This is a genomic window from Geothrix fuzhouensis (assembly GCF_024609325.1).
GTDB lineage: Bacteria > Acidobacteriota > Holophagae > Holophagales > Holophagaceae > Geothrix > Geothrix fuzhouensis.
Genome location: NZ_JANHMQ010000003.1, coordinates 88617 through 104430, shown reverse-complemented (window position 1 = coordinate 104430; position 15814 = coordinate 88617). Strand labels below are relative to the sequence as shown.

Sequence of the window (15814 nt, the reverse complement as noted above, 5' to 3'; positions counted from 1 at the left end):
ACGGCCGAATTGATTGGTAAAATTTATAGTAATTTGATCAAGAGATACTAGACTTGGAGGAGTTCTGCTTTGGGACGAGTACCCGGCCAACCTTGCCGGGGGCTCGTCCTCCTTGTCTCCAGGAGTCTCCATGCGTTCGCTCTTCCTTGCCCTTTCGGCCAGCACCCTGCTGCTCAGCCAAGGGGTTGCCCAGCACACACCCAAGCTGGATCCCAATCTGCCCTCCTACGCGCCGACTCAGAATGTCAATGCGGTGATCGAAAGCGTCGGCGCCGACTCCCTGACGGATGTCTGGGAGGAGTGGAAGGCCGGGTTCAAGACCTTCCAGCCCCAGGCCCAGTTCAAGGTCACCCAAGGTCTGTCCACCACCGCCGTGAAGGCCCTGCTCGACAACACGGCCCCCATGATCCACATGGCCCGGGAGCTCACCTTGGAGGAGCACCAGGCTTTCGAGAAGAAGTTCGGCTACACCCCCACCAAGCTGGTGGTCTGCTACGACGCCTTCATCGTCTTCGTGAACGCCGGCAACCCCATCAAGGACATCGGGATGGATCAGCTGGATGCGGCCTTCTCCACCACCTACAACGCCGGCTACAAGAAGAATGCGCCCGTGGACACCTGGGGGGACCTGGGCGTCCGGGGAGATTACACCAAGCGCCCCATCCATCCCTACATGCGCGCGGAGGGTACCGCCGCGCGGTCCGGGATCCGCGATCTGGTGCTCCTGAAGGGCACGTACAAGACCACCGTCCATGACGAGGTGGATTGGCCGAGCATCGCCGAAGCCGTGATGACGGATGCCAACGGCATCGGCATCGCCACCCTGTCCAACTGGCTGGCCCGCAACAAGACCCTGGCGGTGACGCCGCTGCAGGCCAAGGATCCGGTGCCTCCAACCCAGGAGAACGTGGTCTCGGGCAAGTACCCTCTGGCCCGGACCTACTACTTCTACGTGAACCGTGCCCCCGGCAAGCCCCTGTCTCCGGCGATCACGGAGTTCCTGCAGTACCTTCTCTCCCGCCAGGGCCAGGCGGCCGTCGCCCAGGCCTCCCTCTACCCGCTGCCCGCCGACATCGCCCAGCTGTACCGGAAGCGCTTGCGCAGCAACTGAAGTCGAGTGAACCACGGGAAAGGCGCGGGATCCCCGCGCCTTTCCCGTGGTGGAAACCGGATCAGCCAAGACTTCGGCGATGAGCTCGATTTCGACTTTCTCGCCGCGGGGCAGGGCCGCCACCGGGGGCCCCGCTCCTCGAGCCGGAGGCGAGTGGGAGCACAGGGCGAGGCCCTGTGCGATCGCGGGCGGCCAGAGCAGCGTGCGTCGAGGCGAAGCCGAGCGCTCAGCGGCTCAGGTGGCAACTGGTCTGGACATCAAACTTCGGCGATGAGCTCGATCTCGACTTTCGCGCCGCGGGGCAGTGCCGCCACCTGCACCGTGCTGCGGGCGGGTTTGGCGTCGCCGAGGGCCTTTTCGTAGACGGCGTTGAAGGCCGCGAAGTCGGCCATGTCCGTCAGGAAGACCGTGGTCTTCACCACGCGGTCCCAACCGGTATTGGCGGCCAGGAGAACCGCATGGAGGTTCTTCATGACCTGTTCGGTCTGTCCCTCGATGGGACCCGTGACCATCTCCATGGTCTCGGGGACCAGGGGGATCTGGCCCGCCGTGAAGAGGTGGCCACCAGAGATCTGGGCCTGGCTGTAGGGGCCGATGGCGGCGGGGGCATTCGGGGTGGTGATGGTGCGCATAAGGAAACTCCTCGAACGAGTTATTGTCCGCCCTTTTTTCCCCAGCGCCGCTTCTTGTGGCGCCAGTTGCGACCGGGCCGGGCGGGGGGTGGGAGCGGGGTATCAAAGGGAGAGGCGGGCTGCTCGAACTCGGTTTCGGATTCACCGTCATCCAGGCGGCGCGGCCCTTCTTCGATCTGCTGCAGCACCCACTGGGCGGTCCGGTGCATGAGCGCCGCCAGGCAGAGGCTGGTCTCGATGCGGGCGTGGGGCAGGGGCCCCAGCTGGGTGAACACGGACGGATCCGGCGGGATCACGCGGGGGATGGCGATCTCGGGGAGGGGCATGGGCAGCGCATCGTAGGCCTCCTCCGGCAGGTGGCGCCAGGGCTCAGGCTGGGGTTGCTCACGCTTGAGAAGGTCCGCAACCGTTTGCTGTTTCTTGGGGGGCCGTCCGCGCTTCTTGGGGGCCGCAACCGCGGCGGCTTCGAGGGCGGACTGCAGGGCCTGCATCACCTCGTCGCGGCTCTTGCCCCGCAGATCGAAGAGCAGCCAGGGATCGCGGTCCAGAGCCTCGGCCATGACGTAGCAGACCGCGGCCACGTGCTTGCAGGGGTTGGCCCAATCGGGACAGTCGCAGTGGGTCTGCAGCTCCTTGGGCACGCGCGGATAGAGGCTGGCACCGGCTTCACGGAAGGTCTCGTCCAGGCCCTGAGGCATCTCGCCGGCCAGCAGCGAGGCCACGAAGCGGCTCTCCTGGGCAATGCGGGTCAGGGCCTTCTCCCACTGGGCGGCCGTGAGGGCCGGCAGGCCCAGAGTCACGTTGTAGGTCTTGCGGCCGTGGACGCGGGCCTGGATCTCGCCAGGCACCACGCCGAAGTGGGAGACGTGGCCATCCTCCGCGTACTTCTTGCCCCGGGGCAGGCGGTTCTCGTAGTCGTCGCCCAGTTTTTCAAGGCCGTTGATCCAGAGGCGGCCCCACCAGGTGGCGCCGAAGCGGTCGGTGTGGCTCATCATGGCGCCACCTCCTTGGCCTTCCGGCGGATGGGTTTCGGCGTGGGTTCCTCTCCGTTGCCTTCATCGGGATCCATCAGCTCAGCATCCGGATCCAGCGCCACCAGGCGCCGGAGCGCATCGTCATCGAGTTCGGTGAGCCACCCTTCGCCGCTGCCCACCACGCGGTCCGCGAGGTCACGCTTGGATTCCAGCAGGGCGTCGATCTTCTCCTCCAAGGTGCCGATGGTGACGAGCTTGTGGACCTGCACGTTCTTCGTCTGGCCGATGCGGTAGGTGCGGTCCGTGGCCTGGTCTTCCACGGCCGGATTCCACCAGCGGTCGAAGTGGAAGACATGGGTGGCGGCCGTGAGGTTGAGACCCACGCCGCCCGCCTTCAAACTCAGCAGCAACACCGGCGACGAGTCCGGATCCTCCTGGAAGCTGCGCACCAGTTCGTCGCGGCCTTCCCGTGTGGTGCCGCCGTGCAGGAAGGGCGGCTCAAAGCCCAGCGCATCCTGGAGATGGATCTGGAGCCGGTCGCCCATCTCCTTGAACTGGGTGAAGACCAGGGCGCGCTCACCCGCCTCGACCACTTCCTCGAGCATTTCGGTGAGGCGATCCAGCTTGCCGCTGCGGCCGCGGTAAGGCCCCTGGGCCTTCAGGAACTGGCTCGGGTGGTTGCAGATCTGCTTGAGGTGCGTGAGCAGGGCCAGGATGCGGCCCCGACGCTCGATGCCCGTGGCGGTGTCCAGCTCCTCGTCCATCTTGGCCACGCGGTACTGGTAGAGCTCCGCCTGTTCTCGGCTCAGCGTGGTGAAGACCTTCATCTCCTGCTTCTCGGGCAGATCCTGGATGATGGATTTATCACTCTTCAGGCGGCGCAGGATGAAGGGCCCGATGCGCTGGCGCAGCTCGCCGGCGACGTCGGGATCGCGGTACTTCTCGATGGGTGTGGCGAAGTGTTCCTTGAACTGGGACTCGCTGCCGAGGTAGCCGGGCAGGCCGGCGCTCATGATGGCCCACAGCTCGGTGAGGCGGTTCTCGATGGGGGTGCCCGTGAGGGCCAGGCGGAAGCTCCCCCGCAGCTTCCGCACGGCCTTGGCCTGGGCGGAGCCGGCGTTCTTGATGGCCTGGGCCTCGTCCACCACCACCATGCCCCAGGCGTGGGTCGAGAAGGTGTCCTCTTCTCGGCGGACCACGCCGTAGGTGGTGAGTACCAGCGTGTGCGGTTTGAAGGTGGCGGGCAGACGGTCCCGGTTGTTGCCGTGGTGCACGAAGACCGGCAGGCTGGGCGCGAACTTGGCCAGCTCGCGCTCCCAGTTGCCCAGCAGGGAGGTGGGGCAGACCAGCAGCGTGGCGGGGCCATGCTTGGGGTTCTGTTCCTGGCGATGCAGCAGCAAGGCCAGCACCTGGATGGTCTTGCCGAGACCCATGTCATCGGCCAGGATGCCGCCCAGGCCCAGGCGGGCCAGGCCCTCCAGCCACGCCAGGCCCCGCAGCTGGTAGGGGCGCAGCTGGCCGTGGAAGCTGGCGGGCTGGGTGATGGGCTTGTCGGGGAGGATCTTCAGATCCTCGAGCGCGGCGCCGAAGTCCCCGGCCACCTCGACTTCGATGGCCTCACTCACGCCGGGAATGCGCGCCGTGCCGGTGAGGGCGGCGGCCAGGGCCTCCCCCTTGGTCATGCTTTCAAAACCGGCGCCGCGGCTGGCCTGCAGGACCGTGGAGATCTGCTTGAGGGTCTCCGGATCCAGGGCCACCCACTTGCCCTTCCAGGCCACGAGGGGATGCTTCAGGCTCGCCATCTGGGCGAAGTCTTCCACGCTGAGGGCGTCATCCCCCAGCATGAGGGACCAGTCGGCGCTGACGTTGCCCTCCAGACCCGCCTGGACCTGGATGTCGGCCGCCTCCACGCTGCGGGCGCCCAGGCGCACCTTGGCACGCAGGCGCTTGGCCCCGCCGAAGTCCGCCAGGGCTTCGGGAATGTGGACGAGGAAGCCGGCCTCTTTCAACTGGGCCGCGCCCCGGGTCAGGAAGCCCCAGGCCTCGGTGGGGCGGAGCAGCAGATCCTCAGGACGCTGCCCCGAGAGGGTCCGTTCAAGCGCGGGGAAGAAGGGCATGGCGCGGGCCAGGCCCCGCAAGAGCACCTGACGGGCCTGGAGGACCTCGGGTTCCGTGCTGGGCTCCCAAAGCTTGGCCACGCTGATATCCACCCCCGCCTCGGTCTCCAGGCCCACCTTGAGGATCCAGCCTTCCTCCGCCAGCCGGTCGGCCTCCTGGACCTCCTGGCTGTGGGTCGGTACGAGCGGCGCCTCGAGGCGCAGACTGGGCCTCACCCACTGGGGATGGGCTCCCTCGCTCCACTGGGCCAGTTGCTCGCCCAGGGTGCGCTCGGTGATGCCGATGGTGGGGAACTCGGGCAGCTGGTGGGACAGGGCCACCATGAGGCGTTCGTCCCAGGGCAGGCGGTCGCGCTTGTGGCCCCGCAGCCGGTGGACGAGGCCCAGGCGGGGATCGTCCCCCGCCCGCAGGCCCCCGGCCACGAACCGCATGACGAAGTCGGCGCCATCTTCCAGGAAAGCGGCCAGCACGGCGTCCACGGAGGGCGGCATGGCCAGATCATCCTCGATGTCGAAGGCGTCCAGCTCGCCCAGCGCCACGGTCTTGGTGAAGGCCCAGGTGTCGTTTTCGGGGAAGGCGAGGGCCGCGGGCGGCATGGCTTCCGCCAGCTGGCGCAGGGCCGTGCGGTCGGAGGGGCTGGTGAGGCTCACGCCCCAGCGGGCCTTCCAGGGGTTGCCATTGGTATCCAGCTGGGGCAGCAGGGCGCCGCGGACCACGAGCGACTGGAGCAGGCGCAAGGCGGTGGCCCAGTAGCGGAGGGTGGGGCCGGCGTTGCCGGGCCGCAGGGCCAGGGTGGACAACCAGGGGTAGGCTCGCTGCCAGCGAAGGGGCAAGGCGTGCATCTCCACCAGGGAGGCGTCCGGCAGGAAGATCTGAGCCTTGGCGGGGGTCAGGCGTTCCCGTCCTTGCAGCTCGCCCGGCAGGGTGCGGAGGGCCCGGGCCCACTCGGCGGGTTCCACCGCTTCGGGCATGCAGAGCAGGAAGCCCCGATCCTGGGGTCGGTACTGGAGGAAGGGGTTCAGCATGGAGTGGCGCTAGGCTGGCAAGGGACATCTGCCAGCACCTGCGCTGACGGATGGAGGCGGGTCATAGACATCGAGCGGCGCCTGCGCCGGCCGATGTAGGCTGAGAGCCAGGGGGCTGGGTGATGAGACTCGGGTTTGCAAGCGATCATGCGGGGTTCGACCTGAAAGAACGGCTCAAGGCCTGGGCGCTGGGTCAGGGACATGAGGTGGTGGACTTCGGCACGGACGGGGCGGCCTCGGTGGACTATCCAGATTTCGCACATCGGGCGGCGGAGGGCCTGGACCGGTGGGAGCGTCTGGTGCTGGTCTGCGGATCCGGCATCGGCATCAGCATCGCGGCCAACCGCCATGCTGGCATCCGCTGCGCGCTGGTAACCTCCCCTGAGCACGCGGCACTGGCACGGCAGCACAATGACGCAAACGCCATCGCTTTCGGCCAGCGGCTGACGGATCCGCTCAAGGCGGAATATTACCTGAAATTGTTCCTGGAAACACCTTTTGAAGGTGGGCGTCACCAAAGGCGCGTCGACAAGATTGAATGGAAGGGTTGCTGATGCGCCGTAGCGACGAGTTCCGACGCCTGGAATTTGAAACCGGCATCCAACTCCATGCCGCCGGATCCTGCCTGGTGAAGCTGGGCCGGACCCACGTGCTGTGCTCGGCCACGCTGGAGGACAAGGTGCCCGCGTGGATGAAAGGTCGGACCACTGGCTGGCTCACCGCCGAGTACGGCATGCTGCCTGCGGCCACGAATACGCGGTCAGACCGGGAAGCCTCCCGGGGCAAGCAGCAGGGTCGCACGGTGGAGATCCAGCGGCTCATCGGCCGCAGCCTCCGCCAGGCCATCGACCTGGCTGGCCTGGGTGAGCGCACCCTCACGGTGGACTGCGATGTGCTGAACGCCGATGGGGGCACCCGTTGCGCCGCCATCACCGGGGCTTGGGTGGCCGTGGCGCTCGCGCTGAAGTCGAGGAGCCTGGAGGCGGCCCTGGTCCGCCAGGTGGCCGCGGTGAGCGCGGGCATCGTGGAGTCCGGCGAAGGCCGCCGCGGCTTGGTGTTGGACCTGGAATACGAGGAGGACCACCGGGCCGCCGTGGACTGCAATCTGGTGGCGGCCCGGCCCGCCCTGGGCGAGGGGGCCGGTGGCGACTTGATGCTGGTGGAGCTGCAGGGTACGGGCGAAGGCAGGCCCTTCAGCCGGGGCGAGGCGGATGGCCTGGTGGATCTGGGCCTGACCGGCTGCGCCGCCCTCATGGAGGCACAGCGGGCGGCCCTCGCATGAGCCCCAGTCCGCTCGCCACGGCCCGAAGCCTGCTGATGTTGGGGCTGCCGGTCCTGCTGGCGGGTCAGGTCGTTCCCTTGGTGACGCCGCCGGACTCATCTGCGGGTCCGCGGCGTATCGAGGTCAAGGTCCAGCCGCCAGACATGGTGTTCCGCTTCGCGCCGAGGGTGGTGATTCCGGGCATGCCGCGGGTCGGTCTGGCCCTCAGCGGGGGCGGTGCCCGGGGCCTGGCTCACATTGGCGTACTGCAGCGCTTCGAGGAGGTGGGCTTCCCCCTGGACAGCATCACCGGCACCAGTGCCGGGGCCCTGGTGGGAGCCCTCTATGCCAGCGGGTTCTCGGGCCGCGAGATCGAGGACCTCTTCCGCCGCCTGGACCTCACCCGGGCCTTCCTGGAACCCCTGCTCCGCAACCCTGGCGAGACCCTGGGCGAGCAGGAGGACCGCGAGTCCACCTTCATGTCCATCGAGCGGAAGAACGGGCAGACCACCTTCGCCCAGGGCCTGCGGAGCGGCCTGGAGGTGCAGCGCACGCTGCAGAGTCTCCTGGCCCGGGGCGCCTATTTCTCAGGGGGCGATTTCGACCTGCTGCAGCGTCCCCTCCGGGTCCTGGCCACGAACCTGGAAACCGGGCAGGGACGGGTGTTCGGGAAGGGCGACCTGGTGGAGGCCGTGCGCGCCTCCATGGCCGTTCCCGGCGGCTTCCGACCCGTGGTGATCGAAGGGCAGCAGTACGTGGACGGCGCCCTGGTGGAGAACCTGCCCGTCTCCACGGCGAAGGAGGCGTTCCATCCCGACGTGATCATCGCCGTGGACATCAGCAGCCCCTTGGAGCGCCGCCCGGCCACGAGCATTTTCTCCGTGGCCTCCCGCAGCTTGGACCTGGTGGTGGAACGCCGCCAGTGGGAGAGCCGCGCCGCGGCGGACTTCCTCATCCGGCCCGACATCCGCGAGGCCCCCTTCCTGGAGTACGGAAGCCTGGCGCCCAGGCTGGTGCTTGATGGCCGCGAAGCCTTCGACGCGCGCCTGGATGACCTCGGGGCGTTCCTGCGGGGGAAATCGGGTGGGCAGGAGGTCCTTGCGGCGGACCGGTTGGTCTTCGAAAGCCCCACGCCCATTGATGAATCCCTGGAGGGGACGCTGGCCACGACCCTCCAGCGCGTGCAAGGAGGATTCCACCTGCTGGACGTCCAGATCCTGCTCCAGCAGATCCTCGTCCACGGCCTCGCCCAGGAAGCCTGGGCCACCGTGGAGGCGAATCGGACCCTGACCATCCACATGAAGCCCTATCCAGCGGTGACCGAGCTGGCCGTGGAGGCTCCGGAAGCCTGGCTCCCCTTGGCCCAGCAGGCTCTGGCCGACCAGATCAAGCTCGGCGTGCCCTTCAATCCGCAGGTCTTCGGCAGCCTGATGTCCCAGCTGGTCTATCGCCTGCTCATGACGGGCAACCCCCTCGTCGATGCCCGGGGGTCCGCCTTCGACATCGAATCCGGGCGCCTCAAGGTGGTCCTGCGGGAACCCCTGCTCACCCAGGTCGAGGTGTGGCCCGTGCCTGGCCCGGCGGTGGACGAGGCCCACCTTCGGCGGATCCTGGGCGACCTGGAGGGGCGTCCCTTCCGGCCCGTGAATCTCCAGCAACGCATCGCCCTGGCGGAACATCGCCTCCACCTTCGGGAGTTGCATTACCTCATCCGCCCGGACGGCTTGGGCGGGACCATCCTCACCCTCATCCCCGTGCCTCAGCAGCAGGATCGGTTGGACCTGTCCCTGGGCTACGAGAGCACGCTCGGTGGCCAGCTGGGCTTGACCTACCACGCCCTGAACCTGGGCTTCCATGGCTCTGAAATAGAACTGAGCGCGGCTCGCAACCGGTTGCAGCAGCAGGCAGGTCTGGCCCTGCGGGCCCCCTTCAGCTTTTCACCGGGCGCCGGCGTGGAACTCAGCGGGAACTACTGGCAGCAGCGCTTGGAATTGCCCATCAACTGGCCCACCCCCCAGCTGCCGATCAGCGGGCCGGAGGCCCGCATCAGTGCCTCGGACCTGGTGCTGCGGACCTACTTCCGGTTCAGCAACCTGGGCACGGGCAAGGTGAGTCTCGACCTGGGCCACCGGAACGTGGCCTTCCGGGAGGCCGGTCTGCGGATGACCCAGACCCAGGACGCCATCTTCCTGTCCGCCGAGTGGGACAACCTCGACCGCCATACGCTGCCCCGGGAGGGTCTGCTCTTGCGGGCCCGGGGTGGCGCGGGCGAGGTGAAGGCCGGCGCCCTTCCTGGCGGCGGCTTCCAGGAGGCCTACTTCCGCGCCCGCGGTCTGCATTCCTTCAGCGAGGTCCTCGGGGCCGACCTCGATCTGGAGTGGGGTCAGGGTCGCCGCTTGCCCCCAGACCGGTGGTGGGTCCTCGGGGGCTCCTCCTTCGTCATTGGCTCCAGGGCCTCTGGCTACCTGGTGCCCGATTTCGGCGTCGTGCGCTTCGGGATGCCCCTCCGGTTCTACGCGGGCCTGGGTCTCACCCTCGAGTTGGTACCCCGCTTCGATCTCGCCTGGATGTCCCATCAGAGGGATCTGCTCTTCCATCCAGAGACCGGCTACCGGGCCCAGGGCACGGGCCTCCTGGTGCGCACCACCTTTTCCAATTTCTATGTGGAGTTGTCCTACGGGTTTCTCAAGATGAGGTCCCCCCAGGGAACCAGCCCGGCCACTGGCAGCTTTGACGTCGTCATCGGAACCCAGCCCTTCGACCTCTGGAAGCGTCGGTAGATGCTGTCCGGGGGTTCCGCGCTTCGCGCACACCCCCGGGCCTCGCTTGAATACCTCCTTGGCGGGGCAGAGAGGGCGGTGGTCTGTGCGGAGGTGGTCTGTGATCACCTGCACAGGAGGCTCTGACACCCCGGCCTGATACGCTGAAGAGCTGCGAATTTATCCGCTTCCTTGCCGAGGCCGCCATGCGCTACCTGCCTTCCTCTCCTGCCGAAGATCGGGCCCTTCTGGACACGATCGGCGTCACCCGCGCCGAAGACCTGCTTACGGGCATCCCGGAGTCGTTGCGCCTGAAGCGAGGCCTCGACCTGCCCGAGCAGGGCTCCGAACAGGAAGTGACCTGGCAGATGCTGGACCTGGCCAACAAGAACACGCGGTTCTGCGCCCAGTTCCTCGGGGCCGGCGCCTACGACCATTTCGTTCCCTCGGCCATCGATGCCATGGTGAGCCGCCAGGAGTGGTTCACGGCTTACACGCCCTACCAGCCCGAGATCAGCCAAGGCACGCTCCAGCACATCTTCGAATACCAGACGCTCATCTGCGACCTGACGGGCCTGGACGTGACCAACGCCAGCCTCTATGACGGTGGCACCGCCTGCGTGGAGACGGCCCTCATGGCCGTGCGCGTCCAGAAGAAGCGCCACACGGTGCTGGTGAGCCGGGGTCTCCACCCCCTCTACCGCGAGGTGCTGAAGACCAACTTCGCCCCGCACGACGGCCTGAACCTCGTGGAAGTGGATCTGAAGGATGGCGTCACGGACCTGGCCGATCTCCAGGCCAAGCTGAACGGTGACGTGGCCGCGGTGATGGTGGGCTACCCCAACTTCCTGGGCGCTGTGGAGGACCTCACGGCCCTGGCGGGTCCCGTCCACGCGGCCGGCGCGCTGCTGGTGAGCGTCACCCAGGAGGCCCTGGCCTTCGGGTGGCTGGAGGCGCCCGGCAAGGCCGGCGCCGACATGGCCTGCGGCGAGGCCATGTCCTTCGGCAACAAGCCCACCTTCGGCGGCCCCTTCCTGGGCTTCCTGGCGGTCAAGGACGCCCACAAGCGCGAGATCCCCGGCCGCGTGGTGGGCCAGACGAAAGACCTGGATGGCAAGACGGGCTACGTGCTGACGCTCACCGCCCGCGAGCAGCACATTCGCCGCGACAAGGCCACCAGCAACATCTGCTCGAACCAGGGCCTCGTGGCCCTGCGGGCCAACATCTACCTGCAGCTGGCGGGCCCCGAAGGGCTGAAGGGCCTGGCGGAGCAGAACGTGGCCAAGGCCCAGTATCTGCGCCAGCGCCTGCTGGAGTTGCCGGACATGGAGCCGGTCTTCGACCCACCCTTCTTCAACGAGTTCGTGCTGCGCTACAAGGGCGACATGGCCGCGCTCCAGGAGGCCTGCCTCGCGGAGAGCCTATTGCCGGGCCTGGACCTGGGCCGCTTCTATCCCGAATACCAGGGCTGCCTCCTCTGGTGCGCCACGGAACTCCACACCCGCCGGATGATCGAGAGCCTCGTCGAGATCCTGGCCCGCGTCCCCGCCACGGTTTAGGGAGAGTCGACATGTTCCTTCGTCAGCGCGAATCCCTCGCCTTCGACCGCTCCGTCCCCGGCAAGCGGGGCATGGATCTGCCCAAGCTCGACGTGCCCGCCGCCCGAGACACCCGCCCCGCCCATCTCAAGCGCACCGGCTTCGAGGCCCTGCCCGAGCTGAGCGAGGTGGAGGTCATCCGCCACTTCACCCGGCTTTCCAAGTGGAACTACGGCGTAGACGACGGCATCTACCCGCTGGGTTCCTGCACCATGAAGCACAACCCCCGGCTCAATGAGAAGGTCGCCGGGCTGCCCGGCTTCACGGACAGCCACCCCATGGCACCGGACGCCTTGGTGCAGGGCAATCTCGAACTCCTTTACACCCTCCAGGCGTGGCTGAAGGAGATCACGGGTCTGCCCGGCGTCACCCTCCAGCCCAGCGCCGGGGCAGCCGGCGAGCTCACGGGCGTCATGCTCATCCGGGCCTACCACGTGGCCCAGGGCGCCAAGCGCCGCGTGATCCTCATCCCCGACAGCGGCCATGGCACCAACCCCGCCACCGCCGCCATGGCGGGTTACGAGGTGGTGGAGCTGCCCTCGCGACCCGACGGCACCATCAGCTTCGACGACGTGACCGACCCCGTGAACGGCAAGGTCCGCAAGGGGCTGAAGACCCTGGTAAGCGAACTGGGCACCGAGATCGCCGGCGCCATGATCACCAACCCCAACACCGTGGGCGTCTTCGAGTACCGCTTCAAGGAGATCAGCGACCTGCTGCACAGCGTGGGCGCCCTGGTCTACATGGACGGCGCCAACATGAACGCCCTCGTGGGCGTGGCGCGGCCCGGCGACTTCGGCGTGGACGTCATGCACCTGAACCTGCACAAGACCTTCTCCACGCCCCACGGCGGAGGCGGCCCTGGCGCCGGCCCCGTCTGCTGTGTCGAGAAGCTCCTGCCCTTCCTGCCCGTGCCCGTCGTCGTGCGCGATACGGTGAAGGTGGGCGAAGGCGAAGTGCCCCGGCACACCTATCGCATGGAGTGGAACCGGCCCCAGAGCATCGGCAAGGTGCACACCTTCTACGGCAACTTCGGAATCCTGGTGCGGGCGCTGACCTACTGCCTGAGCCACGGCTCCGACGGCCTGCGCGAGGCCACCCTGCGCGCCATCGTGAATGCCAACTACGTCCGTGCCCGGCTCAAGGGCGCCTATGCCCTGCACATCGATTCCCCAAGCCTCCACGAGGTGGTGTTCAGCGACACGCTCCAGGCGAAGCACGACGTCCACACCCTGGACATCGCCAAGCGCCTCATCGACCACGGCTACCATCCGCCCACGATCTACTTCCCTCTGATCGTGCCTGGCGCACTCATGATCGAGCCCACGGAAAGCGAGGACAAGGGCGAGCTGGACGCCTTCTGCGACACCATGCTGGCCATCGCGAAGGAAGTGGAGACGGACCCCGAGGCCCTGCACCAGGCCCCCACCCTCGCCCCCTTGCGCCGTATGGACGAGACCACCGCCGCCCGGAAGCCCGTGCTGAGGTGGACGAAGGCGTAATCCTTTCTCATGCGAAAATCGCGGGCCATCCGGCCCGCGATTTTCATTGGCCTCCGCCTGCGGCGGAGCCGAAATCAATCGTGTGGAATCAGGTGGACGGCGGCGGCCTTGAGGATGGCGCAGACCCGATCGCCTTCGGTCAGGTGCAGATCCGCGCAGGCCTGGCGGGTGACGAGGCTCTCCAGCGGGAAGCCGGCGTCGAGGGCGATGCGCACGAGAGAGCCCTCGGGGTGCAGGGCGGTGATCCTCGCCGGAAGGCGGTTGCGCACGGTGGACCCCGGTCCGGGTCCGCAGCCGCGCTCCACGGCCACATCCTCGCCCCGGATGCAGACGAAGGCATGCTGGCCAAGGCTGCCGGGATCCGCGGCGAAGATGCGGGCGGTTCCCACGGCCAGGGTGGCCATACCCTCGGTGACGGCTTCCACGCGGCCCAGCACCACGGTCTCCACGCCCAGGATCGTCGCCACAGCCGGGTCGGTGGGCCGGTCGAAGACCTGCTGAATATCGCCGCTCTGGCAGACGCGGCCTTGGTCCATCACCACCAGGCGGTCGCCCAACTGGAGGGCTTCGGCACGGTCGTGCGTGACCAGGATCGTGGGGATGTCCAAGGACCGGAGTAGGTCTCGCAGCTCTTTGCGCAGGCGCAGCTGCGAGGGCCGATCCAGGGCGGACAGCGGCTCGTCCAGCAGCAGCAGTCTGGGCTTCCGCGCCAGGGCCCGGCCCAGGGCCACGCGCTGCTGCTGGCCGCCCGAAAGCTGGCCGGGATGCCGTTCACCGAGGCCCGTCAGATCCAGCAGGGCCAGTAGCTCATCCACGCGGGCCTGGCGCGCCTGTGGGCCTTGCGACGTCAGACCGTAGCTCAGGTTCGCCGCCACGCTGAGGTGCGGGAACAGGTGGTAGGCCTGAGGCAGGAAGCCGAGGTCCCGGGCCTGAGGGGGCAGGTGGATGTGACGCTCGGCGTTCGACCAGACGGCTCCTCCGACCCGGATGCTGCCGCGATCCACCCGTTCCAGCCCGGCCAGCAGTCGCAGGGTCGTGGTCTTGCCGGAACCCGAGGGGCCGAAGAGCACGGTGACGGAAAAGCCTGGCCGCGGAATCTCGAAATGGGCCTCGATGGTGGTGCCACCGGGGAAACAACGCTCGGCCACAGCCTGCAGGTAGGGGCCGGGGATCAGATGAGCGTCCACGGCTTCCTCTGTCGGCGCCGCAGCGCGTAGGTGAAGGCCAGGACGAGGAATGACACGCCCAGCAGCAGGGCAGCCGTGCGGGCCGCCGGGGCGTAGTCCATGGCCTGCACCTGGTCGTAGATGGCGATGCTCACGGTGCGGGTGCGGCCCGGCAGGTTGCCGCCCACCATGAGCACCACGCCAAATTCGCCCAGGGTGTGCGCGAAGCTGAGCACCAGCCCCGTGAGGATGCCTGCCCAGGAGAGGGGCGCGATCACGCGGAGGAACGTGCGGGGTCGCGATACGCCCAGGCACCAGGAGGCTTCGATGAGGCCCCGGTCCACCGAGGCGAAGGCCGCCGCCAGGGGCTGGATCATGAAGGGCAGGCTGTAGAGCACCGAGGCGATGAGCAGGCCCTCGAAGGAGAAGGGCAGCGTGCTGCCGAAGAGGCCTTCCCAAGCGCGGCCCAGGGGGCTGCGCGGTCCCATGGCCATGAGCAGGTAGAAGCCCAGCACCGTGGGCGGCAGCACCAGGGGCATGGCCACCACGGCCTCCACGAGGAACTTCCACCGCCGGCGGGAGAAGGCCAGCCAGTAGGCCAGAGGCAGGCCGAGGATCAGCAGGAGCGCGGTGGTGAGGGAGGCGAGCCAAAGGCTCAGGCGGATGGCTTCCCAGTCCATCAACGTGGCCATCAGCGGCCTCCCGTGGTGAAGCCGTACCGGCGGAGGATCGCCAACCCTTCCGGTGACCGCAGGAAGTCCCGGAAGGCCAGCGCGGCGGGCCGGTTGCGGGCATGGTTCAGAATCACGCCGCCTTGATCCAAGGGCGGGTAGGCGTCCTGTGAGACCTCCCACATCCGGCCCGAGGCGACCATGACCGGGGCTTTGGCCAGGGAGAGGGCGAGGATGCCGATATCGGCGGCGCCGGTCTGCACGAACTGGGCGGTCTGGCCGATGTTCTCACCGAACACGAGGCGGGGCGTCACAGCTTCCAGCAGGCCGAGGCTCTTCAGCGCCGCCTCGGCGGCCTTCCCATAGGGGGCATGGCGGGGATTGGCGATGGCCACCTTGCGGGCGGCGGGATGGAGGAGGGCCTGCATGCCCAGCTGCTCCAGGGGGATGGAGGAATGCTTCGGCACCCAGAGCACCAGGCGGCCCCGACTGTAGCGGAACTCCGTGGCCCCATCCGCCAGCCCGGCCGCCACCAGCTTCTCCGGATAGACGAGGTCGGCGGAAAGGAAGAGGTCGAAGGGGGCTTTGTTGGTGAGCTGGGTGTAGAAGTTGCCCGAGGACCCGTAGGTGATGGCCACCTCCAGGCCGGGTTGGGTCTTTGCGAAGGCGGCCTTCACCTCGGTCAGGGCGAACTGCAGGTCCGCGGCGGCCGCAATGCTCAGGGTGGCCGAGGGAGGGGCCGAGCGACCCGTAACCCCGAGTACGAAGATCCCGAGGAAGGTCAGCGTGGCTCGAAGGTGGTGTCGGAGATCGGGCATGGCGGCTCCGGGCGGGGTGCATCGGGCGGCAGCGCGCCTATCCGATTCTATGCCGTTCAGTCGTGAAAGATTGCGGCAGGTGGGTAGGCCCGTCATCATTCCACGGGAATGCCGCCACTCCACTGACTGGACCGACCAGGTTTCCCGCCTGCATGGCTCCAGTTGCCTGGCCCCGAAGG

The 15814-nt window shown here is 67.8% G+C and carries 12 protein-coding genes; 6 read left to right on the top strand and 6 right to left on the bottom strand.

Annotation, left to right across the window (positions count from 1 at the left end):
- Positions 1 to 130: 130 nt before the first annotated feature.
- Complete coding sequence (locus NOV74_RS11860) at positions 131 to 1111, top strand: PstS family phosphate ABC transporter substrate-binding protein (protein ID WP_257312694.1); 981 nt, start codon at positions 131 to 133, stop codon at positions 1109 to 1111.
- Between the two features lie 257 nt (positions 1112 to 1368).
- Here the strand turns inward: NOV74_RS11860 and NOV74_RS11855 are convergent, their stop codons facing one another.
- The 3 genes from NOV74_RS11855 to NOV74_RS11845 are packed head-to-tail and all read right to left on the bottom strand — an operon-like array spanning position 1369 to position 5860.
- Entirely contained in the window at positions 1369 to 1743 is a 375-nt protein-coding gene (locus tag NOV74_RS11855; protein ID WP_257312692.1) for a RidA family protein, read from the bottom strand.
- A gap of 20 nt (positions 1744 to 1763) precedes the next feature.
- Entirely contained in the window at positions 1764 to 2738 is a 975-nt protein-coding gene (locus NOV74_RS11850; RefSeq protein WP_257312689.1) for an SWIM zinc finger family protein, read from the bottom strand.
- Positions 2735 to 5860 (bottom strand): DEAD/DEAH box helicase, encoded by a 3126-nt coding sequence (locus tag NOV74_RS11845; protein ID WP_257312686.1) that lies wholly within the window; start codon positions 5858 to 5860, stop codon positions 2735 to 2737. The genes NOV74_RS11850 and NOV74_RS11845 overlap by 4 nt, the downstream gene beginning before the upstream one ends.
- Before the next feature lie 122 nt (positions 5861 to 5982).
- On the opposite strand from NOV74_RS11845, the gene NOV74_RS11840 reads away from it, so the two are divergent.
- From NOV74_RS11840 to gcvPB, 5 genes are all read left to right on the top strand, one after another.
- Complete coding sequence (locus NOV74_RS11840) at positions 5983 to 6414, top strand: RpiB/LacA/LacB family sugar-phosphate isomerase (protein ID WP_257312683.1); 432 nt, start codon at positions 5983 to 5985, stop codon at positions 6412 to 6414.
- Entirely contained in the window at positions 6414 to 7142 is a 729-nt protein-coding gene (gene rph, locus NOV74_RS11835) for a ribonuclease PH (RefSeq protein ID WP_257312680.1), read from the top strand. The genes NOV74_RS11840 and rph overlap by 1 nt, the downstream gene beginning before the upstream one ends.
- Positions 7139 to 9901 (top strand): patatin-like phospholipase family protein, encoded by a 2763-nt coding sequence (locus NOV74_RS11830; protein ID WP_257312675.1) that lies wholly within the window; start codon positions 7139 to 7141, stop codon positions 9899 to 9901. Before rph ends, NOV74_RS11830 begins: the two co-directional genes overlap by 4 nt.
- A 185-nt stretch (positions 9902 to 10086) precedes the next feature.
- On the top strand, positions 10087 to 11439 hold the full coding sequence (gene gcvPA / locus NOV74_RS11825; protein WP_257312672.1) for an aminomethyl-transferring glycine dehydrogenase subunit GcvPA: 1353 nt from the start codon (positions 10087 to 10089) through the stop codon (positions 11437 to 11439).
- 11 nt (positions 11440 to 11450) lie between these two features.
- Entirely contained in the window at positions 11451 to 12980 is a 1530-nt protein-coding gene (gene gcvPB / locus NOV74_RS11820) for an aminomethyl-transferring glycine dehydrogenase subunit GcvPB (protein WP_257312669.1), read from the top strand.
- 74 nt (positions 12981 to 13054) lie between these two features.
- Here the strand turns inward: gcvPB and NOV74_RS11815 are convergent, their stop codons facing one another.
- The 3 genes from NOV74_RS11815 to modA are packed head-to-tail and all read right to left on the bottom strand — an operon-like array spanning position 13055 to position 15635.
- Positions 13055 to 14167, bottom strand: coding sequence for an ABC transporter ATP-binding protein (locus tag NOV74_RS11815; RefSeq protein ID WP_257312667.1), 1113 nt, complete (start codon positions 14165 to 14167; stop codon positions 13055 to 13057).
- A complete protein-coding gene (gene modB, locus NOV74_RS11810; protein WP_371748452.1) occupies positions 14152 to 14826 on the bottom strand; it encodes a molybdate ABC transporter permease subunit in 675 nt (224 codons plus the stop codon). The genes NOV74_RS11815 and modB overlap by 16 nt, the downstream gene beginning before the upstream one ends.
- An 11-nt stretch (positions 14827 to 14837) precedes the next feature.
- Positions 14838 to 15635 carry a molybdate ABC transporter substrate-binding protein gene (gene modA / locus NOV74_RS11805; RefSeq protein WP_257312661.1) on the bottom strand — a complete coding sequence of 266 codons (798 nt, stop codon included), beginning with the start codon at positions 15633 to 15635 and terminating at the stop codon, positions 14838 to 14840.
- Positions 15636 to 15814 lie beyond the last annotated feature (179 nt).

Coding starts and splice junctions, on each gene's coding strand:
- NOV74_RS11850 (WP_257312689.1), bottom strand. CDS start 2,738: ATGATGAGCCACACCGACCGCTTCGGCGCCACCTGGTGGGGCCGCCTC.
- gcvPA (WP_257312672.1), top strand. CDS start 10,087: ATGCGCTACCTGCCTTCCTCTCCTGCCGAAGATCGGGCCCTTCTGGAC.
- NOV74_RS11860 (WP_257312694.1), top strand. CDS start 131: ATGCGTTCGCTCTTCCTTGCCCTTTCGGCCAGCACCCTGCTGCTCAGC.
- modB (WP_371748452.1), bottom strand. CDS start 14,826: ATGGACTGGGAAGCCATCCGCCTGAGCCTTTGGCTCGCCTCCCTCACC.
- NOV74_RS11830 (WP_257312675.1), top strand. CDS start 7,139: ATGAGCCCCAGTCCGCTCGCCACGGCCCGAAGCCTGCTGATGTTGGGG.
- NOV74_RS11845 (WP_257312686.1), bottom strand. CDS start 5,860: ATGCTGAACCCCTTCCTCCAGTACCGACCCCAGGATCGGGGCTTCCTG.
- rph (WP_257312680.1), top strand. CDS start 6,414: ATGCGCCGTAGCGACGAGTTCCGACGCCTGGAATTTGAAACCGGCATC.
- NOV74_RS11840 (WP_257312683.1), top strand. CDS start 5,983: ATGAGACTCGGGTTTGCAAGCGATCATGCGGGGTTCGACCTGAAAGAA.
- gcvPB (WP_257312669.1), top strand. CDS start 11,451: ATGTTCCTTCGTCAGCGCGAATCCCTCGCCTTCGACCGCTCCGTCCCC.
- NOV74_RS11855 (WP_257312692.1), bottom strand. CDS start 1,743: ATGCGCACCATCACCACCCCGAATGCCCCCGCCGCCATCGGCCCCTAC.
- modA (WP_257312661.1), bottom strand. CDS start 15,635: ATGCCCGATCTCCGACACCACCTTCGAGCCACGCTGACCTTCCTCGGG.